The following is a 23,637-nucleotide window of genomic DNA, read 5'->3' on the forward strand; positions in this document are numbered from 1 at the left end:
TATGCATCCCCTTTTAGAAAAAGCTCAACAATTAAAACAGCAACTTAACTTTAATTGGTCGCTGATTTTTGGAGTGAGTTTTTTTCTGGTTGTGGTTATAGGCTTAGTACAAATAACCACAGGTGTATCTGATTGGTTAGTTGAAAATAAAGATGCTCAAATTAAGCACCTTACAGTGCAAGGGCATCCCAAATACACAGATGAAACGGCAATTATAAAAGCAATTAAAAAAGCCGATTTAAGTAGTTTTTTTGAACTTGATGTTAAGCACGTGCAGCAGCTAGTTCAAGACTTGCCTTGGGTTGCTACCGCTTCGGTACGTAAACAATGGCCTGATACTATACAGGTGTATGTAGTTGAACATGAAGTAGTTGCTCACTGGAATAGCGACTTGTTGCTCAACCAAAGTGGCCAAGCATTTCAAGCCAGCAGCGATAAGTTAGATGATAACTTACCGCAGTTATATGGCCCAGAAGGTAGCGAAGAAGAGGCGTGGGTTGCTTTTAAGCAATTTGATGAAATGCTCAGAGTTAATGGTTTAACATTAACAAGTTTGGCATTATCGGAGCGTTTTTCGTGGCAACTTTGGCTAGATAACGGAATTCGCTTAAATTTAGGGCGTAAAGATAAAGCCAAGCGTGTACAACGTTTTATAGACGTTTATCCACGAATGGAACAACGTGCAGATGCACAAGTAGATACAATCGATTTACGGTATGATACCGGCCTTGCAGTAAGCTTTAAGCCAATGCAAGAAGAACAATTACAAAATAAGAGTAAGGCATGACTAAGTCAGCAGAAAGAAACCTAGTAATAGGATTAGACGTTGGCACCTCGAAAGTGGTTGCCACGGTAGGTGAAATCACCGCAGATAACAAGCTCAGCATTGTTGGTGTGGGCAGCCAAGTATCTCATGGTATGGATAAAGGCGGCGTTAACGATTTAAACTTAGTGTCTGAGTCTATTCGACGAGCAATAGACGAGGCCGAGTTAATGGCTGATTGTCGTATAAGCTCTGTGTATTTGGGTATTTCTGGCAAACATATACAGTGTCAAAACGAAAGTGGTGTGGTGGCAATTAATAACACCGAAGTCACTGACGAAGACATTGAAAACGTAATACATATTGCGCGTTCTGTGCCTATTTCAGCAGAGCGTAAAATGCTACATGCATTGCCGCAAGAATACAGCATCGATATGCAAGAGGGCATTAAAAACCCACTAGGCATGAGCGGCGTTCGTATGGAAGCGCGTGCACATATCATTACGTGCTCAAACGACATGGCAAAAAATATCGAAAAATGTGTAGAACGCTGTGGTCTTGAAGTCGATCAACTTATCTTTACTGCCCTTGCGTCTTGCTATTCTGTACTAACAGATGACGAAAAAGAGCTAGGTGTTGCAGTACTTGATATTGGTGGCGGTACTATGGATATCACCATTTATATCAATGGTGCACTTCGTCACTCCGCGGTTATTCCAGTGGCGGGTAACCAAGTTACTGGTGATATTGCAAAAATATTTCGCACACCTATATCACATGCCGAGTCACTCAAAGTACAATACGCATGTGCTAGTAGCCAAATGGCAAGTAGCGAAGACACAATTGAAGTACCAAGTGTAGGCGGACGACCAGCAAGATTAATGTCGCGCCATACATTATCTGAGGTGGTAGAGCCTCGTTTTAGAGAATTATTTGAGCTTGCGATGGAAGAAATTCGTCGTTCAGGCTTAGAAGACCAAATTGCGGCAGGTCTCGTTATAACAGGCGGAACCGCTAAAATGACTGGCGCTATGGAAGTGGCAGAAGACATCTTCCAAATGCCAGTAAGAATAGGCAAACCAATCGGGATGGTTGGTTTGACAGACTATGTAGATGATCCTTCGTACGCAACCGCTGTTGGTTTGTTACAATACGGGCGTACCATGCAATCGATGAATGCACAAAAGTCGAAAGCAGAGGATAACAATAATTGGTGGAACCGCATTACTAAATGGTTCCAAGGCGAGTTTTAAGACTCAAGTCGGAGAGTAAACATGTTTGATATAATGGAACAACACAGCGAAGAAGCTGTAATAAAAGTAATCGGCGTGGGCGGTGGTGGCGGTAACGCTGTTGAGCACATGGTAAAACAACAAATAGAAGGCGTGCGTTTTATAGCCGCTAATACGGATGCGCAAGCATTACGTAACTCTGCTGCCGATATTACAGTTCAGCTAGGCACGCAAATAACCTCTGGGTTAGGTGCGGGCGCAAACCCTGAAGTAGGCCGTAAGTCGGCTGAAGAAGATGCAGATACAATTCGTGCCAGCCTTGAAGGCGCCGATATGGTATTTATTGCAGCCGGTATGGGCGGTGGTACAGGTACTGGTGCTGCACCGGTAGTTGCTAAAATTGCTAAAGAACTCGGTATTTTAACCGTTGCAGTTGTAACACGTCCTTTTGATTTTGAAGGTAAAAAACGTGCAGCAGCCGCTGAACAAGGCATTAATGAATTGTCAGAAATTGTAGATTCACTTATTACAATTCCTAACAATAAATTGCTTAAAGTTTTAGGGAAAGGGACTACACTTCTAGATGCCTTCGCTAAAGCTAATGACGTATTATTTGGTGCGGTACAAGGTATAGCAGAGCTAATTACACGTTCTGGTTTAATTAACGTGGATTTCGCCGATGTTAGAACAGTAATGTCTGCAATGGGTACTGCAATGATGGGAACGGCGTCTGCGTCAGGTCCTGATCGTGCACAAGAAGCTGCAGAAGCCGCTATCTCAAGCCCACTACTAGAAGACGTTGATTTAACAGGTGCTAAAGGTATCTTAGTTAATATTACCGCTGGTATGGACATTGCGATTGAAGAATTTGAAATTGTTGGTAATCACGTTAAAGCACTTGCGTCAGAAAACGCAACGGTTGTTGTTGGTGCGGTAATCGACCCAGAGATGACTGATGAGCTACGTGTAACGGTTGTTGCAACTGGTTTAGGCGGCGATCGCCGTCCACAGTTTGGTATTGTTGATAACGGCTTTAAAAAAGCATCAGGTTCTGATGTTGCAAGCACATCAAACCAAACGAGCAGCATGTACGTGCCAAGCTTTGCAAGCCAAGATACAAACGCTGAAGAAAACACGACTAAAGAGCAAGCGCAAAGTAAAGAGAAAGCGCCTTCAACGAGTTCAAGTAGTTCAAGTTCTTCAGCGCAAAATAGTAAAAAAGCAGATAAATCAGAAGGTGGTGATTATTTTGATATTCCCGCTTTTTTACGTAAGCAGGCAGATTAACATTTAATAATACTTTTGTTTGAAATATGTACAAATATTGAAAGGCAAAAGGATTTATGTTAAACTCCGCCGTCTAACTGTAACTGATTTAAAAGTGAGCATACCTATGATTAAACAGCGTACGATTGCACAAGTAGTCAAAGCCATAGGAATTGGACTTCATAAAGGTGAGAAGGTCACAATAACTCTCCGACCTGCGAGCGCAAATACTGGGATTGTATTTCGTCGTGTCGACCTTGATCCGGTTGTTGATTTTGAAACAACACCTGAAGCCGTTGGTGATACGCAGTTGTGTACCTGTTTAATTAACAAAGATGGTGTTCGCTTATCAACTACTGAGCATCTTATTGCAGCTGTTGCTGCAATGGGCATTGATAATCTAATTGTAGAATTGGACAGCTCAGAAGTGCCGATTATGGATGGTAGTGCATTACCATTTATATATCTGTTACAAAAAGGCGGAATTGAAGAACAAAACGTTGCTAAACGCTTTATCCGTATTAAAGAAAAAGTACGCATTGAAGAAGATGGTAAGTGGGCTGAAGTTGAACCATATGATGGTTTTCATATCGACTTTGAGATTGCATTTAACCACCCAGCTATCAATGAAAGTCGCCAACGTATTGGGTTGGATATAACAACGCAAAGCTTTATTGAAGAAATTAGCCGTGCGCGTACTTTTGGATTTATGAAAGATATTGAATACATGCATGCAAACAACCTAGCGCTAGGTGGTAGCATGGATAGTGCTGTGGTACTTGATGAATTCAAAGTTTTAAATCCTAATGGCTTACGTTATAGCGATGAGTTTGTTAAGCACAAGATATTAGACTGTGTTGGTGACATGTTTATGACAGGTCATAACCTTTTGGGTAAAGTAACTGCATTTAAATCGGGTCATGATTTAAATAATAAATTACTACGTAAAATTATGGCTACAGAGTCAGCATGGGAGTGGGCAACATTTGAAACGCCTGTGACGATGCCTGCACCCGGTCTTGAGTTAGCTCCAGCCTAAAAGCAGTAAAAGAACAGCTCACAAACAGTTATAAAAAATGACGCTAATTAGCGTCATTTTTTTGCGTAAAATTTACTCTATTATAACTCTAAAAGAGCTTGTAACTGATTTAAATGAGTTACTGTATAGGTTGGTTTTATTCCATCGGCTAATTGCTCACCAGGGTGTTGTAACCAGCAGGTATCGATACCTGCATTGTTGCCGCCAAGTATGTCACTTGCAGCAGTATCACCCACCATAAGTATCTCGCTTTTATCTGGGTTACCCATTAGCTCAAATGTGTGCTCAAAAATCGCTTTATTTGGTTTTGCTATACCCACAAGTTCAGATATTACTAACCATTCAAACATATCTTTTAAGCCAGTATGCTCAAGGCGTACGGTTTGTAAGCGGGCAAATCCGTTAGTAATAATACCTAATCGAGCATTTGGCTTAAGTTTATTTAAAAGCTCAATAGCACCAGGTAATGGCTCGCAAATTTGCGCCATAGCATCTAAAAAAGCATCGTTTAGCTCTTTTGCGGGCACATTGAGTTTTGAAGCCCATTCATTAAAGCGTGTTACTTGTAAGTAATCTGCGCTAATAGTGCCATTTTGATAATCAACCCACAGCTGCTTATTGGTTTTTTGATAATGAATATAGTCGTCTTGGCTAAAATCTACGTTGTAAGCTTTAAACATGCGAGTCATGCCCGCTAAAATATCAAACCTAAATAAGGTTTCGTCTGCATCAAACAATACATAGTTGTATTTCATTAAACTTCCTAAATTAATTTGTTTGGCTGTAGAGATCTACGTGTAGAAAGGGCGCCATAGCTAAAGTGAGTGCTTGTGTATAGGTGCTTTCGCGCGTGGCGTGATTGTTTGTAAGTAACCCAATAGCGCCCCCTTTTTGTTTAACGTTGGTGGTATTAAATGCTTTGTCCATTACATCGCCAAGCTCTTCGCCGTTAAGTAATGCGTTATAAAGCACTTGAGGCAAGGGGAGGTTGCTGCTGCGCCCTACAACCTGATTTAAGGCATTATCAATAACTACGTAAGCAAAGGTTGCTGCACCATAGCTAAATTGCTCTGCACCGCCTTCCATTGCCACGTAGTAGTGAGCTTGGTAATGCTCTTTGCAATAATTAACACGGTTTTGTGCGCCAACACGTGTTTCTTCTTCGCCAATAGGTTGATCTGGCACATTGGATAGGGCATCAACACCTTGGCAATCAATTTCATGTTCAGGGAAATACATTGCAAAAATATGTTTAGCCGCGTTAATTTTTACAGGGTTTTTAGAACCCACAATAATTTTTAATGAGTACAACACAATGTCCCTTATTGTTAATAAAATCAGCAGTGTACGTGAGAGAGCTCAATCTTAGAAGAGGAGTTAAATAGGTATATCCAAAGGTGCTAAGTTTTCCAGTGCACGCTTTTTCAAAATAATATCTTTAATAAGTGGAGTAAGAACCAGCTCCATAGCTAAGCCCATTTTGCCCCCTGGTACTACAAGCGTATTAATACGAGACATAAAACTGCCTTCGATCATCCGTAAATAATAAGGAAAATCAACATCATCAATCCCCCTAAAGCGAATAACTACAAAGCTTTCATCAAGAGATGGAATATCTTTGGCGCTAAATGGGTTTGATGTATCAACGGTCGGCACGCGTTGAAAATTAATATGGGTACGAGAAAACTGCGGGGTAATATGATTTATATAGTCATCCATACTGCGCACAATAGAGCCCATAACCGCTTCGCGAGAATGGCCTCGTTCGGATGTATCGCGTATTAATTTTTGAATCCATTCAAGGTTAATAATTGGAACCATGCCTATTAATAAATCGACATGCTTTGCAACGTCTACATCTTGATCAACTACACCACCGTGTAACCCTTCATAAAACAAAATGTCAGTATTATGGTCAAGATCTTGCCAAGGTGTAAATGTACCAGGTAATTGATTGTACGGAACGGCTTCATCAAAGGTATGTAAGTAGCGGCGTAACTTTCCTTGACCTGTTTCGCTATAGTTTTCAAACAGCGTTTTTAAAGCGCCAAAGTCATTGGCCTCTCGGCCAAAGTAACTAATATGTTTACCTTCTTGTTGTGCTTCTCGAACTTTTTTATCCATTTCGGGGCGAGTGTAACGATGAAAGCTATCTCCTTCGACAAAAGCCGCTTGAATATTAAGGCTACGGAAAATATGTTTAATTGCATTCGTTGTGGTGGTTGTACCCGCACCAGATGAACCCGTAATCGCAATAATAGGATTTTTAGCTGACATGTTAATTCTCTTTTTTAGGACCAGGTTTTATAACCAGACTAAACTTAACATTATTTTAAGTCGTTTGGGTATCTTAAGAGTTGACTGACTTAGCTCAAGTGACGCCATCAGCAAATAACGTTATCATGAGGTGCTTAAAATTAAAACGAGAGAAAGCATGAAACTTATTAAACCATTACTTGGATTATTTTCTATAGCAGCGCTGAGCCCAATAGTGGTGCAGGCTAGCATGCCAAAAAGCCAAGTATTACTTGCTGATTTAAATACACCTTTCGGGGTACAAGTTAGTATTGTGAGCGATAAAAATAGTTATAACAACCAACCGCACTTAACAAGTACAGGTTTATACTTTACTCATGAAGTAATTAATAAAGGGCAAAGCCAAACTGATATTGCTTATTATGATTTCACGTCAAAAAAAGTTACCAATATAACTAACTCTCCCGTAAGCGAATACTCACCAACAGTTATGCCAAGTGGTGATGCGATATCAGCGATTGTTGTAGAAGCTGACGGTAAGCAAAAATTGTGGCAATACCCACTCAAAAATGAAGATGCGCCACGTCGTATTTTTGATTGGATTGAACCTGTTGGATACCATGCATGGGGTGTCCAAAATGATTTAGTGATGTTTATTTTAGGAAAGCCTCACACGCTTCAATATACTTCAGTTGCACAAGCGAAGGGGGAAATAGCTGCCAGTAATATTGGCCGAACGCTTATTTATAACAACTCAATGGCTGCATTTTTATTTAGTTACACTAAAAACGAGCAACACATTTTAGCGAGTTTTAATCCACAAGATAAACAAGTTGAAGACCTATTAAGGTTACCGGCTCAAGTTCAAGATTTTATTTTAAAAGATAATGCGACTATTGCTTATGCTATTAAAAACCGCGTTTATCAGCGTAAACTTGATGGAAGTGATGAAGTATCGCAATGGCTTAATTTAAGCACCTACTGCGAAACAAATATAACAAGAATGAGTTACAACAATGAAAAACTCGCTTTTGTATGTGATATAACAAAGTGAAGCAGACAAATAAATTCAGATTTTATTGTGTGTATGCGTTAATCTAATACGCAAATTAACTAATAGGGATTACACGTGGCTTATAGTGCAGACGAGCTGACAGAACAGCTCATTAAATTACAGTGCAGAAGTAATTTTAAGATTAAAAATATTGCAGAGTACATGTTAGTAAACTCTAAAGAAGCATTTTATACCCACAGCGAAAGCGGCAAGGGTAAAATAGTAATTCGCCCAGCATTTGAAGTGTTTAGCGATGATTTTAATGATATTGATGGCGTGACGCGTGCGCAAGGGTACTTCCATAGCAGTGAGATGACACGCTTTCCTACGCGCATTTTTAAAAGCGCTCAACCTATTCACTACGGTGTTGCGTTTAAAATAAATTCTGAGCAAGCAGCCAAAGATTTTATAGCCAAGCTAACTATGATTATTGGTAATTAATAAAGCAAAAATATAAACGTAAAAAGCCGCTGAATTTATTTTCAGCGGCTTTTGTATTTTTATAGCTCAATAAACCTAATAATTACTTACTTTTTAAAAAGCTATTAACCGATTCAAGTTCACGTGTTTTAAGCGCGATACAATCGTTTGTGCTTTCTTCAAGCTTACTTAATGTACGAGCGTAACCAGCTACATCAGCTACTTTTTCGTTAAAGAAGGTTTTTGTTGTCGCTAAACTTTCTGCATCACAGCTTGCAGTTGTAAAGTACGGCAAGTTAGGTATAAAGAACGGCGGTAAGCTTGCTGTTACTTTATCGTAGTTACTGTAAACCCAATCAATAAATAATGCTTGGCGCTCATCTGTGTAACTTTGACCTGACAAAATAGTACGCATGTCAGATGCCGTTACTTCATCCGTTAAGCTATAAGCTAATACCGCTTTTTGTAACTCAGGTTTACCAAAAAAGCCCATAGCTGCAAGCATGTTTGTGCGTACTTGCGGATCTTTAGTCGTTTTAAACGTTGTCATGAATTGATCAAGCAGCGCTTTGTCACCATGAAAAGCAGCAAGAGTTAAGTACGTACCCGCTAAGTATGGGTCTACCTTTTGTGGATCATTTAAATAAACCTGCGTTTGTTCTTTGGCTTTATTGATAACGTTTTGATCTTCACCATCAAAACCTAAGCGTGATACAACGGCTGCACGAAGTTGTGCAATAGCACCATCTTCACCCGCTTTTGCTTCTAAACCATATTTTTTAGCAGCAGGCGTTACTGCACCGCGAATAAATTCAGGCCATAGGTCTTTATTGCTATCGTCTTTAAAAGTGCGCTGTTGCGACACTAAGTAACCTAGTGCGGTATTTGCTACGCGAGGGTGGCTATCGCTTACGAACACTTCAAGTGTTTGCATTAACTTAGCAGCAGATATAACACCAGCATCAAGTAGCGCATCAGTAGCAGATAGTAACGCTAAGCGTTCACGGTCACTAAGTACGCTTGGCGCCTTTTTAACAAGTGCGCTAAATTGTGCATCATCCATTACCCAGCGGTAGTAGCCTAATGCACCTTGGTCGGGATAAATCCACTCTGGTTCAAAGTCTAAATCTAGTGTTTGGCTTTGTTTATTAAGTAATACGTTTGCTGTTTTTACTTTATCGCCAGCACCATATTTAATTGCAACTGGTACATTCCATAGCTGCTCTGGCGCATCAACGCCTGCGTTTACAAAGCGGCTTTGTGAAATAGTTAATTTGCTACCTTGTTGAGTTACTTTAATTAGTGGGAAAGAAGATTGCTCAATAAACGATTTTAAAACACTCGCTACGTCTTTATTTGACGCTTTACCAAGTGCTTCCCATAAGTCGGCCGCTTCAGCATTTTTATATGAAAACTCTTTTAAGTAGCTTTGAATACCTTTTTGAAATGCATCTTCGCCAATCCAGTTTTCAACCATAGCAAGTACTGAACTACCTTTACTGTAAGCAAGACCTAAACCGTCCATAATGTCGGCTTCGGTTTTAATTGGCTTACGAATAGGCTTGGTGCTTAGGCGTGCATCAAGTGCCATTACGTTGTTTTGTGGCAGGTCTAAGTGCGATTCAAACTCAGGGTTAAGCTGCTTAGTAATTTTTGCAGCCATCCAGCTAGCAAATGCTTCGTTTAACCATAAGTCGTTCCACCATTTCATGGTTACTAAATTACCGTACCATTGGTGAGCAAGTTCATGAGCAATAATTGATACATTACGCTGTTTTTTACTGCGTGTTGCTGCAGCTAAATCAACTAATAAAATATCTTCTCGGTAGGTTACTAAGCCTGAGTTTTCCATTGCGCCAAATGGAAACTCTGGTACCGCTACTGAGTCTAATTTTTTGTAAACGTAAGGAATACCAAAATACGCTTCAAGTGCGCCCAGTACTTTTGGCATGTTTTCTTTTGCGTATTGGGCTAAGTGAATTTTACCTTGAGGGGTAATTACACGACCAGGAATTGGCATGCCTTTAATATCTAATTCTTCAAATGGGCCAACAGCCATCGCGACTAAGTATGAAGGAATTGGCGGCGTTTTATCAAAAAAGTGTGTGGTCATATCGCCATCAACCGTTGTTTTAAGCTCAGGCGTATTTGAATATACTTTTTGTGATGTAGGCGCGGTAATCGTTAACTGAAATGGAATTTTGTAACTTGGCTCATCAAAAACAGGAAATGCACGGCGTGCATCACTCATTTCAAATTGAGTAAATAAGTAAGGTGTGCCTTGGTCTAACGTTTTGTATAAACCAACACTTTGACGGTTATATGGCGCTGAAAAATCAACTTTAAGGGTGTATTTACCTGGTTGAATTTGCTCATCACAGCTAAATTTAACTTTACCTGTTTTAAGCATTTCGTTGTTTAAGTCACAGTTTTCGTCGCCAAGCAGTTGCGCCATTTTAACAGCGTAAGCTACGCCATTTAATTCAATGTATTTTGTTGGTTTTAGTACTTCTAGGGAAATCTCAGTCATCCCTGTGAATGTATCTTGGCTCGGATCGAGTGTTAACGATACCTGTTGTGAACTTGGTTTTGCGAGTTTTTCAATAACGAATTCGTTAGCGTTTGCAGCACCCATTGCCAAAGCAACGCTCACTGTTAAGAGGCTTTTAAGAAACATAGTGATCCCTAGATTGTTGTTGTTAGAAACTACCCTAAATAGGCTTTTTTATGCTCATATTATTAGGGGGTTAGATATCCTAACAGTTTTTTTTAATAGAGTAATTGATTATAACGATGACTTTAAGGGGAAATAGTAACAAAGTTTGTCAGTGGCTTTCGCGTCTTATAAAACGCTGCCAATGCAGGTGTGGGTTAATAATACGTATTTTTTGGATCACGTTATTTAATAAAAGCACGTCCTTAAATTCATTATGTGGGTATTCGTTAAATCCCATGAGATAATTAAAGGCGTCTTTAGAGTTGGCTTGCAGAGCATGTATACGCACTTGTTGCTCAAAGTTAAGACGAAGACTGCTTATGGCTGTTTTCATACCGAGTTGATCAACGTTTGGTATATCACACTTTTGTAAATAGCCGGCTCGCTCACCTTCACCTGAAAACCAAATACGGACTTTTTCACTGTATCTGCCAGTTTTAGCGGGTAAGTCGAACATTAATCGTTGTTGATTTTGTGATTTTATGAATGCTAAATATTCATTAAACCCGGCATCTATAAGTGCCTGATGCACTGGAACTAAGCGAGGTTTTATCTTACCGTGAGTATGAAAATTAAAACATAAGACATCTTTTTCAAGGGACAGATCATCAAGCGTTAGATAGCCAATTTCATCGCTATATGCACCACTGTAGTATGCAATTAGAGGAAGCCAAAAATGCCAGTGTTTTGGTTGCTCACGTGCAACTTTAAAATCACCGTATATATATCCATTATAAAGAGTGTGCAGTTCCATGGCTGAAAAGGGCCGGCGACCAAGATGGGTTTTCAACGTAATACCTTGAAAATAATGATGTGTTTTATTTTATACCCAACTAGCAGTAGATGCTAGTCGGGTTTTATCCGCTCTTAAAATAAAGCGTATAAAGTATTACTCACTTAAAGCGCGAGCTAAACCAGTAGGTTCAATCTCTGTACATACTTGGTCATCATTCCAGTTAATGCCAACAAGTGCGTTATCTTCATTTAAATCTTCAACCCATGCATCTAAAAATTCATCAAGATTGATTTCTACAGGGCTGTAGTCTTTCCACTCTTCTTTACATTGCGCTTTAGCTGCTTCTTCACTTTCCCAAAGCAGTAGTACGTCAGTTTCGTCAAATTGGTTAGAATCGCACACTACAAAGCCATTATCTTCTGCACCAAGTGCCCAAATTACTTCGCTAACACGTACTTTTTCTACAAAGTTAACTAGTTGTGATTCAATTTCGATATCGCTCATGTGTTTACCTTTTTAAATTAGTGACGAGGATTAGTATCTATTGCTGCTTGACGCTTGCCATATTGCTTCTGAAAAGCAACAAGCTCTGAATACTGACTAAAGTCAGTTAATTCACGAAAGCAAATCCAATCAAGCAGGCAGTATAAACTGATGTTGAGGTATTCACAGCTTTTAAATTCTTCATCGCTTAAATGGGTATTTAAAAAGCTTAATGTTTGTTCAATTCGTTCGTTTTGCAAATTAAAAAAGAGTTTATCGCTTTTGGTGTCAAATCCAGAGCGTTTACATAGCAGCATTTCTACTAGCGAATCGTTACAGGCATTTATAGTCGTAAGTAAGTGCTCTTGCGGCCACGTTAGTTTTGGTTGACCTGTTTTTTCAAGTAAATAGCGCAATATAGAATTAGAGTCACTAAGTGTTAAGTCGCCATCTACCAGAATGGGAATCTTTCGAGCTGGATTTTTACTGGCCATAGTAGGGCGATCTTGCTCAGAAAATATATCAAGACTCACAAGCTCTAGTTTACAGTTGTTTTGTTGTGCCCAAATTCTAATTCGGCGCACGTAAGGTGAAGGTACAGAACCAATTAATTGCATAATTACTCCATAAAAAAGCCGCATAAGCGGCTTTTATAAAACGTTACTTACGATACAGTTAAATTTATTCTGAACGGCTAGTAACTTCAAGTAAATGATAACCAAATTGAGTTTGCACAGGGCCTTGTACTTGGTTAATTGGAGCTGAAAACACAACTTTATCAAACTCTGGAACCATCATACCAGGACCAAACTCACCAAGAGCACCGCCATCTTGACCTGATGGGCAGTTTGAATGCGCTTTGGCTAATTCAGCAAAGTCTTCGCCTTGCTCAATTTTTGTTTTTAAGTCTAAGCATTGTGCTTCACTGTCTACAAGTATATGTCGTGCGCTTGCTACTGTCATAAAATCTCCCGAGTATAGTGTGGTGTTTTTTTAACCGAATTAAAATATCATTCTAGTTAGTTTCAACTAATTGTACCAGTATAAACTTATTTATCAGAAAGCACAGTTTCAATTGCAGCAATCATTTGTTCTGAATCAGGTGCTGCTTTGCTGTTAAACCGTAAAACCGTCTCACGATCAGCAGACACTAAATACTTATAAAAGTTCCAATTTGGAGAGCTAGTTTGCTCATTCAAATATTTAAAAATTGGATTCGCTTTACTACCACGCACTTCGCTTGTAGCAAACATAGGAAAGGTTACACCATAATTTACAAAGCATACTTTTGCAGTTTCTTTTTCACTATCCTCTTCTTGAAAAAAATCATCAGAAGGGAACCCTAATACGACTAAACCTTGTTCTTTGTATCGTTGATATAGCGCTTCAAGGCCTTTAAATTGGGGTGTAAAACCACAGTTGCTTGCCGTGTTTACTATTAATAAAGGCTTATTTTTAAATTGGCATAAATTAATAGATTCTTTTGAGCGAAGCTTTCGAACATCGACATTGGTAAAATCTTGACAGTCTTGGGTAGAGGTTTGGTTAATAGTTAATGATGTTTCAGCGTGGAGTGGGGCATTAATAAATAAAGCCATTAATCCTATTATAATTTTTTTTAGCATTACATTACCTAAACTTTTCAATTGTTTGATTGGATAATCATACGCTAATATGAAACAAATTGATCAACCTTTGAATGACCTATGACAACCCGTTTAGCAACTATTGATGATCTTAATGAAATTGTAGCCATTTATAACGAAACCATTGCAGGGCGAATGGTAACTGCAGATACCGAAGAAGTTACTGTTGACGAAAAGCGTGACTGGTTTAATAGCCATAACGATAAAAGGCCTATTTATGTTTACTGCGAAAATAACCAAGTACTTGCTTGGGTAAGTTATAAATCGTTTTATGGGCGTCCTGCTTACGATGGCACAGTAGAGATGAGCATTTACATTACCCGTAAAGCACAAGGTAAAGGGCTTGGTAAAAAGCTAATGATATTTGCTCAAACACAAGCTAAGCAATTAAATATTAAAGTATTGCTTGGTTTTATTTTTAATCATAATTTACCCAGTGTTAAATTATTTAAGCATTTTGATTTTGAAATATGGGGCGAGTTACCAAGCGTTGCCATAATGGATAACAAGCCCTACAGCCTGACTATTTTTGGAAAGCATCTTAAATAAACTGTTTTTTGAAAGCTTGTAATATTTTTTTACAAAATAACGATAGGGCTTTATGCCAATTAAATAAAAATAGACTACGCTATTAGGATATTAAGTTTATTAATTTGAAGTGTGGCTTGATGATTCGAAAAATATTAATTATTGATAGTAGTAGTGTCATCGCGATGCGTGTGAAAGTGCTTTTAGAATTAATAGGGTGTGAGGTCGAATTAATTCATTTCAGCATGCTAGACATGTATACCAATATAGGCGATTACGACTTAGTTGTTGTTGCCCATGGTGTGCCTGTTGATTCTATAAAACCGCTTGTAAGCGAAGTAGCGCAAGAGCGCTTTATGCTGCTTGCGCCAAAAGCACAAAGCGGTGAACAACTAACTGCGTTTAGCGAGCTAAATCATATTGCGCCTGACGCAACCGTGGTCTACCCATTTTTTTCTAATAAAGAAATTACTTCTCTTTTAGAGAGCCTATTAGAATTAGGCTCTAACCATATTTTGCAATTACCTACTATTTTACTCGTCGACCATGTTCCTGAACGTCTCGAAAAAATGAAAAATAGCTTAATCGGTGCTCATATCGAGACTCATACTGCAACAACCTCCGCAGAAGCTTTAGAAATTAGTAAAGAAAAGCAAATAGATATACTGATAAGCGATTTTATTTTAGATGACGGAACAGGTTTAGGAATTTTTTCAAATTTAAAAGTAACCCAACCGCATTGCCGCTGTTTGTTATTTACCTCACGCCCTGATCAAGTTTCAATGATCGACGCAATTCGTCAAGGTGTAGAAGACGTACTTATTAAACCTTTAAACGATAGCTCACTATTACAATCAATACATAAATTATGGCAAACAGAGTTATTAAAACGTCATAACGCAGAGCTTGTAGAAAGGCTACAAGATACGGTTGATGCCCTAATTGAAAAAGACAGCCTACTTCAGGTTATTTATAAACATACGCCCGATGCAATTATGTTATTTGAAAAGTGCGGTAGAGTGATAGAAGCTAATGATGCTTGCTTGAGACTATTTAACTTACCGTTTAATGAACTCGAAGGTAAATCAGTATTTGATTTTTTAGATGATGATTCAATTTTAGGTATTAAAGATAAGATTTCGACATTAAATAGTAATCGACAATTTAGCTGCGATTTACGTTTATCTAAAACAGCAGGAGGTTATATACCCTTAGTTGGCTCTTTTAATGAGATAGATCACCATGGCGAAATAGCACTTGCGGTCATATTTAAAAATGTAACCCATCTTAAGCAAAAAGAGGATTTATTACTTGAAGCAAAAGATGTTCTTGAAGAGCAAGTAAGAGCACGTACTTCACAACTCGAGCATGCTAAAAATGTGGCTGAGGCTGCAAACTTAAGTAAATCAGAATTTTTAGCAAACATGTCGCATGAACTTCGAACACCTATGCACTCTATTTTAAGCTTTTCTCGTTTTGGTTTAAGTAAATTAGAAGCTGGAGATTTTGCAAAAGAAAAACTCATTAAGTATTTATCGCGAATAGAGAGTAGTGGTGAGCGTTTACTGTCGTTACTAAATAATTTACTCGACCTATCTAAGCTAGATGTAGGCAAGTTTCCATTTAACCCTCGTCCCTATAATTTAGCGAATATTATTAAAACAAGTATTGATGATGTGTCTGGTACGGCAATGGAAAAAGAAATTGAGATTATATTTACCGCACAGCCATTACCTGTAATTGCACAATGTGATGAAGAGCAAATAAACCAGTTACTTCGAAACGTACTAGGTAACGCACTTAAATTTAGCGAACCTAAAAGTAAAATACGGGTAAATTTAGAGTCAGATAATAAGCTTGCTACTATAGAGGTTACCGATAATGGGGTCGGTATACCAGAAGATGAGTTGGAGCATATTTTTACTAAGTTTGTGCAAAGCAGTAAAACAAATAGTGGTGCTGGTGGCACAGGGTTAGGCCTTGCATTGTGTAGAGAGTTTGTATCTTTACACCAAGGTGAAATCACTGCACGTAACAACGAAAATGGTGGTGCAACTATATCTATACAAGTGCCATTAGAAATAAACTTAGACGAGCATTTAGCTGAAGATCAGTTAATACAACACACTAATTAATTGTTTTTTGGCATACCAAGTAACTTTTTAAAGAATTTGAATGGATGATAAATTATGGCCTTAACTAAAATACTTGCCGTTGATGACGAACCCTTTAACCTTGAAATTATTGAGGAAATTTTAGAGGAGCTTGATTTTGAATTACAAGTAGCAACAAATGGTCCTGAGTGTTTAAACATGGTTGAAGGTTATATGCCTCAGGTTATATTACTCGACGTAAGTATGCCGCAAATGAACGGCTATGAAGTATGTAAAGCACTTAAAGCAAATCCAAATACCGCACACATTATTGTTATGTTTGTTTCTGCTCGCGGCACTGTTGAAGAACGCATGGAAGGCTATTCTGTTGGCGCAGAAGATTATATTGTAAAACCTTTTGGCCATGACGAACTTAAATCTAAGCTTAAAAATTTAAATCAAGTACTCGTTGAAAAGCAAAGCCTAGAAAAGCAAGTTGAAGATGCAACATCAACTGCATTTAATGCAATGGCCAATAGCAGTGAAATGGGGCAAATAGTTAACTACGTTGAAAACATAGGCTTTATTAACGATCCTCAAGAGCTAGGTAAAGCGCTTGTAGATTGCCTTCAGTCTTTTGATTTACAAAGCAATGTAGAATTTAGAGAAAATAATGAAATTAGCCACTTTGCGCTAAACGGCGTGTGTTCACCTATTGTGGTGGAGCTATTTGAAATGCTGAAAAACAAAGGGCGCTTACATGAGTTTTCGCACCGAATTTTAGTTAACTATGAATTGATTAGCTTACTCATTTTAAATATGCCCGATCATGACCCTGATAAGCATGGTCGTATACGCGACCACGTATGTTTTATTGTCAGTGTTACCGAGCAGCAGCTACGCGCCATCATGACCAAGAAAATGCTTGAATCACAACGAGCGAAACTTAATGCCGTAGCAAGTACTGTTCATAGTAAGTTTCATAGCTTAATTAGCTTGTTGAATGAAAACCGTCAAAACAACGAAAAAGTGTTTAAACAGTTACAAGAAGAGCTCGAAGAACGTATCCCATCAATGGGACTGGATGAAGATCAGGAGGTGTTTATTTATAAAAAAGTAGATGAAACTATCCAAAACTCAGTAGCAAGAGAAGAGTCTGTTAAACAAGTCAAAGCAGCCTTTACAGAGATAGAACAAGATCTATCGTTACTTTTGAAAAACTAGTTACTTCGCAATATAAAGGTTTACTTAAGCGGTGCTATGCATCCCTTGGTAAGCCTTTTTCTACAATTCTAATTAACCTAGCTGTTTTACGAATTTGTAATCGTTGTTTATCGTTTTGCTGAGCAAGTGCCCATTCAATATGCTCTAAAACAAGTTCGCTGCATATTTGGCTTTTATCTTGTAGGGCATTAATAATAGCGGGGCTGAACTCTGCATTACCTAAACCAACTGCTAAATTACGTAACCAACGTTCGTGGCCAATGCGACGAATAGGACTGCCTTCGGTGTTTTTTAAAAATGTAGGCTCATCCCAAGCAAACAGCTCAAGTAAATCTTTATCTTTTAATTGAGTGCGAGGATGAAAGTCATTTTCGTCAGTTATTTGTCCATAACGATTCCAAGGACATACCAACTGGCAATCATCACAACCATAAACACGATTGCCTAATAAAGTTCGGTACTGCTCTGGTATTGTCCCTTGGTGTTCTATGGTTAAATACGATATACATTTACGTGCATCAACAACGTAGGGCTCTACAATTGCACCTGTTGGGCAAAGAGTAATACAAGCAACGCATTTACCGCAGCCTTCAAAGGTGTTTTTTGCATCAATTGGTAGAGGTAAATCAATAAATAGCTCGCCTAAAAAAAACCACGACCCAGCTTCTTGGTTAATTAATAACGAATGCTTACCACGCCACCCTAAGCCCGCTTTTTCGGCAAGTTGACGCTCAAGTACAGGAGCTGAATCTACAAAGGGTCTAAAGCCATACTCGCCAATTTCTTGCTCTATTTTTTGGCCGAGTTTTTTTAAACGATTACGCATTAATTTATGGTAATCACGACCTAATGCATAGCGGCTTATATATGCTTTTTCTTTATTTTTTAAGGTTTTTGCAAAGCCAGCATCGGGAGGGAGATAATTCATTTTTACGGATATAACACGCTGTGTACCAGGCACTAATTCAGCAGGGCGGGCGCGTTTCATACCGTGGGCAGCCATATAATCCATCGAGCCGTGGTAGCCTGCATCAAGCCAACGTTGCAATTGGGCTTCGTGCTTAGATAAGTCAATATCAGTAATGCCCACTTCGCTAAAGCCAAGCTCTTGCCCCCAGGTTTTTATTTGCAGGGCTAATTTTTCATAGTCTGGGGTAGGGTTGCTCACACGCTTTACACACTTAAATTAATAGCTGCGTAATTTACCATATTTATCTGAGCCCGAAAACGCTTCTTAGTGCACAAAGCGCTTTAACTGTTGTTGGGTTTGTAAGCTAAGCTGTTGAGATTGCTCGCTATCGGCTAATGCCGTATCTATTTGTTGTTTAGCTTGCTCCCCTAAAGCTACGATTTGCTCTACCGATTGGTGAGTCGTACTTTGGGTGCCCTCAAGCAAATGTACAGCACTGGCTATTTGTTGCAGCTGCTGCTGGTTGTGCTCAAACTCACTAAGCATTTTAGTAAAGCCATCACAGGTTGCACTAATTGAGCTTTGTGCGTTATTAGAGTGAGTCATTAATTGCTCTGACTCTTTATTTGTCTCGTTTACCAAATCATTCATCTGACTTATAAAGTCGCTAATCTGCCTAGTTGCGCCACTTACCTTTATTGAAAGCGTGCGTACTTCGTCTGCAACTACGGCAAATCCTCTGCCAGCTTCACCCGCTCTAGCTGCTTCTATTGCGGCGTTGAGGGCTAACAAATTAGTTTGATCAGAAAACTCTTCAACCATTTTTAAAATACTACGAATGTTTTCACTGTTCTCTTTTAGTCCCGCAATTGTATTTGAAAAGCTACCTAGCATATTAGTAATAAGTTTTACCTGCTCTACTAAAGCAGCGAGTTCTGACGCAGATAGTTTTACAAAGTTAAGGTGTTCATTATTAACGTTATGTACGCTATCTGTATTATTTACTATGTCTTGTAAGCTTTGGGTTATTTGCATACTGGCATTAATAATACTGTGGCTTAACTGTATTTGTTGCTCACTTGATTGCTCAGTATTTTTCATTGATTCAGTGACTTGTGTATTGCTGCGTGCACTCGCTTGAGCACTGTTATATGTTGTGCTGAGTAACTCACTTAAATGGGCAGTAAATATATTGTATTGTGAACTTAAATCTTTAAATTCGTCATACGAAAAGTGGGGAAGTTTTGCTGCTAAATTTGCATCTTGTTGGTTTATTTCTATCAAAGTATCGCGCATAGCAGTAACAGGGCGAACAATTAAAAAACGCATATAAAAAAGAGTAAAAATAAAACCAGATATAATCACAAGCGTAAGCAGCCAAAATAGCCCTGTACTTTGCTGTTGTTCGCTTAAACTCTGATGCAGCCAAAATAACGTAATTGCTTGGAACAATAATACAAAACTTAAATTACCGACTATTTTACGGGTTAACGTAAAAAAGAATGTTTGCTCTATATAGTTATAAATTTTCATGAAACCACTCATTATGCTCAAGCCCTACGATTGTTATTTAAGTGAGGGGAATGTAAGTTAGCCTTTTTGTAACGACAACAAGTAAGCTTTGGTTCGCGCTGGGTAATTTGTAAAAATTCCGTCTATGCCATACCCAAGCATTAGCGCTATATCTTCTTCCCTATCGACTGTATAAGCATAAATCTTTAGGCCTCTTTTTTTTGCATCCTCTGCAAAGGCCTTATTTATAAAGGTTTTATCTGCATGTACGCTATAAGCGTTTAAATCACTAGCAAACTTTGCATAGTTAATTGGAATAGAAGAAGTAAGGGCGCCTATTTTAAGCCATGGTAGCTTGTTTTTAAGCCACTGTAGTTGATGATGATCAAACGATGATACTAAAATATTGGTTTTCGATATTTTTTTAGCTTCAATGTTTTGTTCTAATTGAGCCACAAACCTTTCTAGTGCAAACGTGTGTTTAAGCTCAATATTTAATAAAGATTTATTGTTATTCCAATCAAACAGCTGCTGAAGGGTAGGAATTTTTTCACCATTTCCAGCATCAAGCTTAGAGAGCTCATGAGCGGTAAAGTTACTCACCCTGCCTTTACCGCTGGTGGTTCTATCAAGCCATGAATCGTGTATTACCATGTAATCATCGAAGGAACTTTGAATATCTACTTCAATACCATCAACACCTACTTTTAACGCTTCTAAAATAGCGCTTTTGGTGTTTTCAGGAAAATCCCCACTGGCACCACGGTGTGCAAATACTTTCATTGTCGAGCCTTTTTAGTGATTGACCACGTTTCAAAACAAGCGGCACTCACTATGAGTGATCCACCAACTAACGTCATAACAGTAGGACGTTCATGAATAATTACTATAGCCAGTATGGTGCCATAAAGTGGCTGCAAGCAAGAAATTAACCCCGCAGTTGCCGCTGATAAATGCTTTAAACTTGCTGCAAATAACGAGTGCGGTGTAGCTGTAAATATAACACCCGCTACAGCAATTAAAATCAGGTCATGATTACTAACCTCATACACTGGTACTTCTATAAATGCACACAACATAATGCTTGCCACTAAGGTTTGATAAAACATCGTTTGCGGCCCGCCATATTGGCTAAAGTAGCGCTTATGAGTAATGTTTCTTATTGAAAAAAACAATGCTGATATCACACCTGTTATTACACCTAGGGTTACATCATCGCCCAAGTTTGCACTTGGTACTAATAAGTAAATACCTAAAACAACCACCGCTGCACTTATTATATCTTTTGCTTTTGGCCTGCTTTTATTAAATAAGGGTTCTAAAAACACCGTCATTACGGGGTAGCTAAAAAATGCCAGCATTCCAATAGTTATACCGGCCATTTGCATACCAGCAAAATAGGTAACCCAGTGAATACCCACCGCAACACCTAAAAATAACGCAATAAGATAGTCTTTAGGTTTGTTGAGTTTAATTTGTTTTTTTTGAAAATAAAGCATGGCTAAAATAGCCATTCCTGCAATTGCAGTTCTGTAAACGGTAATATCTAAAGCATTTAAACCAATAAGTTTGGCAAATAGAGCGGTCCCGCCAAAAAGTAATACCGCTATGTGTAAATAAATTAAACTTTGTTGCTGAGGCTGCATTTAGCTTCCTTGTTGTACTTTTTGAATATATTAACATTGCTTAAAAATTCTTAAGATGAATTTTTTACCGCATGACAAAAGTCATTAAAGTTGATGACACTTCACACTCTTATTATTTTTGTACGCGGGCATAGTTACCTTACTCAACAGGAGGTAATTATGAATTCTTTAATTTTAATCAGCTTAACTATTAATGAAGTGCTAGAGGCGTTAAGTTTTACTATTACGTACGCAGATTGCTTTATGCTGGTATGCATTTTTATGTTATTTATATTTATTAATAAAAATAGTGCTATAAGTAAAAATAATATGCCTGAGGTATTAGTATGAGCTCGTTAAGCAGCTTTTCTCAACAAAGTGATAAAGGTTTTTGGAAATATGGACATTTAATTTTTACCGGCTTTTATTTACTCCCGCTAATAATTAATTTTTCGAGCTTTACAGTTAACCAAATTGTTATGTCTTTAGCCTTCTATATTGCTTTTATTCTTTTGTATGTAAAAGCAATAAACTGTAAAAGTGCAGGGGTGACTAAGTTATTTGTAGCCATGCTCTTAATTTGTTTTTGCGCTACTTTTTACACCACAGGTACGCCTACTTTATTTGGTTTCGTAGCCTATATAGCAGGCTACTCTTACAGCTCCCGTCAAAGAATTTATGCTGCGATCGCAATTATATTCACGGTTTTATTAAGCACATATATTGGAGATATAGGTAAGGTTCAATACTTTTTAGGCGTTGCTTTGATTCTATGCGCCACATTATTTAGTTACGGTATTGCAGCAAAAAGAGAAAGCTTATACAAAAAGCGCGAACAAGAAAGCGCTAACCAACTAGAGCAATTAGCAGCTATTGCAGAGCGAGAACGAATAGCTCGCGACTTGCATGATATTTTAGGTCATTCACTTTCATCTATTGCTTTAAAAGCTGAGCTTGCTAATAAATTAAACCAAGGAGAGCGCTACGCTCAAGCAAATAGCGAAATTGCACAAGTGGCCGATTTGGCAAGGCAGTTACTTAGCGATGTAAGAAGCGCCGTAAGTGATTTAAAACAGCTTAATCTTGTCAGCCAAGTAGCACAGTTAAAGCAAAGGTTAATAGAGCAAGGATTTAACGTTTCATTTAATGTGGTTTTAAATGCTCTGCCCGCTAAAGTAGAGGGTATAGCAGGCCTTGTAATTAAAGAGGCAGTTACTAACTTATTACGCCATAGCAATACAAAAAATTGCGAAATAAATATAGAACAAACAGCGCAGCAGTTACTTATAACCGTAATTGACCATGGTCCGTGCAGTACATTGAATTCGGGCAATGGCCTAAATGGTATTAAAGAGCGAGCAGAGCAACTAAATGGCAGTGCAGTATTTGCCTGTGGCGATAACTTTACTTTAAAAGTAGTGCTTCCAATTACAGCTAAGGATTTATAATGATCAGAGTATATTTAGTGGAAGATCAGGCGCTTGTACGCGACGCAGTAGCAGCATTGTTAGGGCTTGATTTTAATATTGAGATTATTGGTCAAGCAAGTAACGGGCAAGATGCACTTAATGCAATTGAGGCGCTTGATAGTGATTTGCATCCCGATATAATTTTAACCGATATAGAAATGCCAACCATGAATGGTATAGAGCTTAGCGAAAAAATAGCCGCTAAATTTCCTGCTATAAAAATGGTTATTATGACTACATTTTCTCGTGCGGGTTATATTAGGCGAGCGCTTACGACTGGCGTAAAAGGTTTTATTTTAAAAGAAGCACCAAGTGAAGAGTTAATAAATGCGCTTAAAAAAGTAATGCAGGGACAAAAGGTAATTGACCCAGAACTTGCTATTAATGCATTAGACGACGCAGATCCACTTACGGATAAAGAACGAAAAGCCCTTAAACTTGCAAGCGATGGCCTTAAAACAAGCGACATAGCCAAGCAGCTATTTATTAGCGAAGGGACTACGCGTAACTACCTATCGGACGCCATTGCAAAATTAAACGCCACTAACCGCATAGATGCTGCGCGTATAGCTAAACAAAAAGGGTGGCTTTAATTAGTGGGTTTATAAATTATAAGCAAAGTATTACTATGATATGTAAAAGTAACGAACAGCGCTTAAAATTAG

Annotated in this window: 25 protein-coding genes; 12 read left to right on the forward strand and 13 right to left on the reverse strand. The window is 38.4% G+C overall.

The genetic code is table 11. The features are described from left to right. Position 1 precedes the first annotated feature (1 nt). The 4 genes from H5118_RS01815 (at position 2) to lpxC (ending at position 4,300) form a co-directional block, all read left to right on the forward strand. Positions 2 to 787, forward strand: coding sequence for a cell division protein FtsQ/DivIB (locus tag H5118_RS01815; RefSeq protein WP_002957996.1), 786 nt, complete (start codon positions 2 to 4; stop codon positions 785 to 787). Next, complete coding sequence (gene ftsA / locus H5118_RS01820; protein WP_007582937.1) at positions 784 to 2,016, forward strand: cell division protein FtsA; 1,233 nt, start codon at positions 784 to 786, stop codon at positions 2,014 to 2,016. The genes H5118_RS01815 and ftsA overlap by 4 nt, the downstream gene beginning before the upstream one ends. A gap of 21 nt (positions 2,017 to 2,037) precedes the next feature. Continuing rightward, complete coding sequence (gene ftsZ / locus H5118_RS01825) at positions 2,038 to 3,282, forward strand: cell division protein FtsZ (protein ID WP_058154155.1); 1,245 nt, start codon at positions 2,038 to 2,040, stop codon at positions 3,280 to 3,282. A 106-nt stretch (positions 3,283 to 3,388) separates the two neighbouring features. Further along, positions 3,389 to 4,300: a UDP-3-O-acyl-N-acetylglucosamine deacetylase gene (lpxC, locus tag H5118_RS01830; RefSeq protein WP_002957999.1), complete on the forward strand. Its 912-nt coding sequence runs from the start codon at positions 3,389 to 3,391 to the stop codon at positions 4,298 to 4,300. A gap of 80 nt (positions 4,301 to 4,380) precedes the next feature. Here lpxC and yjjG read toward each other — a convergent pair whose 3' ends face one another. From yjjG to H5118_RS01845, 3 genes are all read right to left on the reverse strand, one after another. Next, a complete protein-coding gene (yjjG, locus tag H5118_RS01835) occupies positions 4,381 to 5,055 on the reverse strand; it encodes a pyrimidine 5'-nucleotidase (RefSeq protein ID WP_182711439.1) in 675 nt (224 codons plus the stop codon). A 13-nt stretch (positions 5,056 to 5,068) separates the two neighbouring features. Next, positions 5,069 to 5,614, reverse strand: a complete 546-nt coding sequence (gene yjjX / locus H5118_RS01840) for an inosine/xanthosine triphosphatase (protein WP_096040826.1) — start codon at positions 5,612 to 5,614, stop codon at positions 5,069 to 5,071. 63 nt (positions 5,615 to 5,677) lie between these two features. Continuing rightward, on the reverse strand, positions 5,678 to 6,577 hold the full coding sequence (locus H5118_RS01845; RefSeq protein ID WP_002958002.1) for a phosphoribulokinase: 900 nt from the start codon (positions 6,575 to 6,577) through the stop codon (positions 5,678 to 5,680). A 157-nt stretch (positions 6,578 to 6,734) separates the two neighbouring features. Here H5118_RS01845 and H5118_RS01850 point away from each other — a divergent pair, with 157 nt between their 5' ends. Together H5118_RS01850 and H5118_RS01855 are read left to right on the forward strand one after the other, a co-directional pair. Then, positions 6,735 to 7,610 (forward strand): hypothetical protein, encoded by an 876-nt coding sequence (locus H5118_RS01850; protein WP_058154159.1) that lies wholly within the window; start codon positions 6,735 to 6,737, stop codon positions 7,608 to 7,610. Between the two features lie 75 nt (positions 7,611 to 7,685). Further along, positions 7,686 to 8,051 carry a hypothetical protein gene (locus H5118_RS01855; protein ID WP_007376965.1) on the forward strand — a complete coding sequence of 122 codons (366 nt, stop codon included), beginning with the start codon at positions 7,686 to 7,688 and terminating at the stop codon, positions 8,049 to 8,051. An 82-nt stretch (positions 8,052 to 8,133) separates the two neighbouring features. Here H5118_RS01855 and H5118_RS01860 read toward each other — a convergent pair whose 3' ends face one another. The 6 genes from H5118_RS01860 to H5118_RS01885 form a co-directional block, all read right to left on the reverse strand. Continuing rightward, positions 8,134 to 10,707 (reverse strand): M1 family metallopeptidase, encoded by a 2,574-nt coding sequence (locus tag H5118_RS01860; protein ID WP_182747550.1) that lies wholly within the window; start codon positions 10,705 to 10,707, stop codon positions 8,134 to 8,136. A 148-nt stretch (positions 10,708 to 10,855) separates the two neighbouring features. Beyond that, positions 10,856 to 11,536 carry a hypothetical protein gene (locus tag H5118_RS01865; protein WP_182736763.1) on the reverse strand — a complete coding sequence of 227 codons (681 nt, stop codon included), beginning with the start codon at positions 11,534 to 11,536 and terminating at the stop codon, positions 10,856 to 10,858. A gap of 99 nt (positions 11,537 to 11,635) precedes the next feature. Beyond that, positions 11,636 to 11,986 (reverse strand): DUF2750 domain-containing protein, encoded by a 351-nt coding sequence (locus H5118_RS01870; RefSeq protein ID WP_002958007.1) that lies wholly within the window; start codon positions 11,984 to 11,986, stop codon positions 11,636 to 11,638. A 17-nt stretch (positions 11,987 to 12,003) separates the two neighbouring features. Continuing rightward, positions 12,004 to 12,582 (reverse strand): glutathione S-transferase family protein, encoded by a 579-nt coding sequence (locus tag H5118_RS01875; RefSeq protein WP_182747552.1) that lies wholly within the window; start codon positions 12,580 to 12,582, stop codon positions 12,004 to 12,006. Between the two features lie 64 nt (positions 12,583 to 12,646). After that, the gene (locus tag H5118_RS01880; RefSeq protein ID WP_002958009.1) at positions 12,647 to 12,928 is read right to left on the reverse strand and encodes a peptidylprolyl isomerase; all 282 of its coding nucleotides are present in this window, start codon (positions 12,926 to 12,928) and stop codon (positions 12,647 to 12,649) included. An 86-nt stretch (positions 12,929 to 13,014) separates the two neighbouring features. Continuing rightward, the gene (locus H5118_RS01885) at positions 13,015 to 13,590 is read right to left on the reverse strand and encodes a glutathione peroxidase (protein WP_182747553.1); all 576 of its coding nucleotides are present in this window, start codon (positions 13,588 to 13,590) and stop codon (positions 13,015 to 13,017) included. Between the two features lie 81 nt (positions 13,591 to 13,671). Between H5118_RS01885 and H5118_RS01890 the strand changes: the two genes are divergently transcribed. The 3 genes from H5118_RS01890 to H5118_RS01900 all read left to right on the forward strand — a co-directional run bounded on the left by H5118_RS01890 (position 13,672) and on the right by H5118_RS01900 (position 17,456). Next, entirely contained in the window at positions 13,672 to 14,160 is a 489-nt protein-coding gene (locus tag H5118_RS01890) for a GNAT family N-acetyltransferase (RefSeq protein ID WP_182747575.1), read from the forward strand. 119 nt (positions 14,161 to 14,279) lie between these two features. Further along, positions 14,280 to 16,274, forward strand: a complete 1,995-nt coding sequence (locus H5118_RS01895; RefSeq protein ID WP_182711443.1) for an ATP-binding protein — start codon at positions 14,280 to 14,282, stop codon at positions 16,272 to 16,274. Between the two features lie 54 nt (positions 16,275 to 16,328). Then, positions 16,329 to 17,456, forward strand: a complete 1,128-nt coding sequence (locus H5118_RS01900) for a PleD family two-component system response regulator (protein ID WP_182693580.1) — start codon at positions 16,329 to 16,331, stop codon at positions 17,454 to 17,456. A gap of 34 nt (positions 17,457 to 17,490) precedes the next feature. On the opposite strand, the gene queG is transcribed toward H5118_RS01900, so the two are convergent. The 4 genes from queG to H5118_RS01920 form a co-directional block, all read right to left on the reverse strand. Then, the gene (gene queG, locus H5118_RS01905) at positions 17,491 to 18,624 is read right to left on the reverse strand and encodes a tRNA epoxyqueuosine(34) reductase QueG (RefSeq protein WP_182747577.1); all 1,134 of its coding nucleotides are present in this window, start codon (positions 18,622 to 18,624) and stop codon (positions 17,491 to 17,493) included. 66 nt (positions 18,625 to 18,690) lie between these two features. Then, positions 18,691 to 19,911, reverse strand: a complete 1,221-nt coding sequence (locus tag H5118_RS01910) for a methyl-accepting chemotaxis protein (RefSeq protein WP_182747579.1) — start codon at positions 19,909 to 19,911, stop codon at positions 18,691 to 18,693. A gap of 45 nt (positions 19,912 to 19,956) precedes the next feature. After that, on the reverse strand, positions 19,957 to 20,661 hold the full coding sequence (locus tag H5118_RS01915) for a glycerophosphodiester phosphodiesterase family protein (RefSeq protein ID WP_182747581.1): 705 nt from the start codon (positions 20,659 to 20,661) through the stop codon (positions 19,957 to 19,959). Beyond that, on the reverse strand, positions 20,658 to 21,524 hold the full coding sequence (locus tag H5118_RS01920) for a DMT family transporter (protein WP_182747582.1): 867 nt from the start codon (positions 21,522 to 21,524) through the stop codon (positions 20,658 to 20,660). Before H5118_RS01920 ends, H5118_RS01915 begins: the two co-directional genes overlap by 4 nt. Before the next feature lie 159 nt (positions 21,525 to 21,683). Here H5118_RS01920 and H5118_RS01925 point away from each other — a divergent pair, with 159 nt between their 5' ends. From H5118_RS01925 to H5118_RS01935, 3 genes are read left to right on the forward strand one after another with little or no spacing between them, the layout of a single operon-like run. Next, positions 21,684 to 21,854, forward strand: coding sequence for a hypothetical protein (locus tag H5118_RS01925; RefSeq protein ID WP_164487629.1), 171 nt, complete (start codon positions 21,684 to 21,686; stop codon positions 21,852 to 21,854). Next, entirely contained in the window at positions 21,851 to 22,951 is a 1,101-nt protein-coding gene (locus H5118_RS01930) for a sensor histidine kinase (RefSeq protein WP_182715726.1), read from the forward strand. The genes H5118_RS01925 and H5118_RS01930 overlap by 4 nt, the downstream gene beginning before the upstream one ends. Continuing rightward, positions 22,951 to 23,565 (forward strand): DNA-binding response regulator, encoded by a 615-nt coding sequence (locus H5118_RS01935; RefSeq protein WP_024599310.1) that lies wholly within the window; start codon positions 22,951 to 22,953, stop codon positions 23,563 to 23,565. The genes H5118_RS01930 and H5118_RS01935 overlap by 1 nt, the downstream gene beginning before the upstream one ends. Positions 23,566 to 23,637: the final 72 nt, after the last annotated feature.

The organism is Pseudoalteromonas sp. SR41-1, from assembly GCF_014164015.1.
GTDB classification, from domain to species: Bacteria; Pseudomonadota; Gammaproteobacteria; order Enterobacterales; family Alteromonadaceae; genus Pseudoalteromonas; species Pseudoalteromonas distincta.

Bases quoted from the DNA above. Each gene is read 5' to 3' on its own strand.
- ftsZ (WP_058154155.1), top strand. From the start codon at position 2,038: ATGTTTGATATAATGGAACAACACAGCGAAGAAGCTGTAATAAAAGTA.
- H5118_RS01900 (WP_182693580.1), top strand. From the start codon at position 16,329: ATGGCCTTAACTAAAATACTTGCCGTTGATGACGAACCCTTTAACCTT.
- H5118_RS01885 (WP_182747553.1), bottom strand. From the start codon at position 13,590: ATGCTAAAAAAAATTATAATAGGATTAATGGCTTTATTTATTAATGCC.
- H5118_RS01880 (WP_002958009.1), bottom strand. From the start codon at position 12,928: ATGACAGTAGCAAGCGCACGACATATACTTGTAGACAGTGAAGCACAA.
- H5118_RS01925 (WP_164487629.1), top strand. From the start codon at position 21,684: ATGAATTCTTTAATTTTAATCAGCTTAACTATTAATGAAGTGCTAGAG.
- H5118_RS01850 (WP_058154159.1), top strand. From the start codon at position 6,735: ATGAAACTTATTAAACCATTACTTGGATTATTTTCTATAGCAGCGCTG.
- H5118_RS01915 (WP_182747581.1), bottom strand. From the start codon at position 20,661: ATGAAAGTATTTGCACACCGTGGTGCCAGTGGGGATTTTCCTGAAAAC.
- H5118_RS01815 (WP_002957996.1), top strand. From the start codon at position 2: ATGCATCCCCTTTTAGAAAAAGCTCAACAATTAAAACAGCAACTTAAC.
- H5118_RS01930 (WP_182715726.1), top strand. From the start codon at position 21,851: ATGAGCTCGTTAAGCAGCTTTTCTCAACAAAGTGATAAAGGTTTTTGG.
- H5118_RS01935 (WP_024599310.1), top strand. From the start codon at position 22,951: ATGATCAGAGTATATTTAGTGGAAGATCAGGCGCTTGTACGCGACGCA.
- H5118_RS01870 (WP_002958007.1), bottom strand. From the start codon at position 11,986: ATGAGCGATATCGAAATTGAATCACAACTAGTTAACTTTGTAGAAAAA.
- H5118_RS01875 (WP_182747552.1), bottom strand. From the start codon at position 12,582: ATGCAATTAATTGGTTCTGTACCTTCACCTTACGTGCGCCGAATTAGA.
- ftsA (WP_007582937.1), top strand. From the start codon at position 784: ATGACTAAGTCAGCAGAAAGAAACCTAGTAATAGGATTAGACGTTGGC.
- H5118_RS01890 (WP_182747575.1), top strand. From the start codon at position 13,672: ATGACAACCCGTTTAGCAACTATTGATGATCTTAATGAAATTGTAGCC.
- lpxC (WP_002957999.1), top strand. From the start codon at position 3,389: ATGATTAAACAGCGTACGATTGCACAAGTAGTCAAAGCCATAGGAATT.
- H5118_RS01910 (WP_182747579.1), bottom strand. From the start codon at position 19,911: ATGAGTGGTTTCATGAAAATTTATAACTATATAGAGCAAACATTCTTT.
- H5118_RS01895 (WP_182711443.1), top strand. From the start codon at position 14,280: ATGATTCGAAAAATATTAATTATTGATAGTAGTAGTGTCATCGCGATG.
- yjjG (WP_182711439.1), bottom strand. From the start codon at position 5,055: ATGAAATACAACTATGTATTGTTTGATGCAGACGAAACCTTATTTAGG.
- H5118_RS01860 (WP_182747550.1), bottom strand. From the start codon at position 10,707: ATGTTTCTTAAAAGCCTCTTAACAGTGAGCGTTGCTTTGGCAATGGGT.
- H5118_RS01845 (WP_002958002.1), bottom strand. From the start codon at position 6,577: ATGTCAGCTAAAAATCCTATTATTGCGATTACGGGTTCATCTGGTGCG.
- H5118_RS01920 (WP_182747582.1), bottom strand. From the start codon at position 21,524: ATGCAGCCTCAGCAACAAAGTTTAATTTATTTACACATAGCGGTATTA.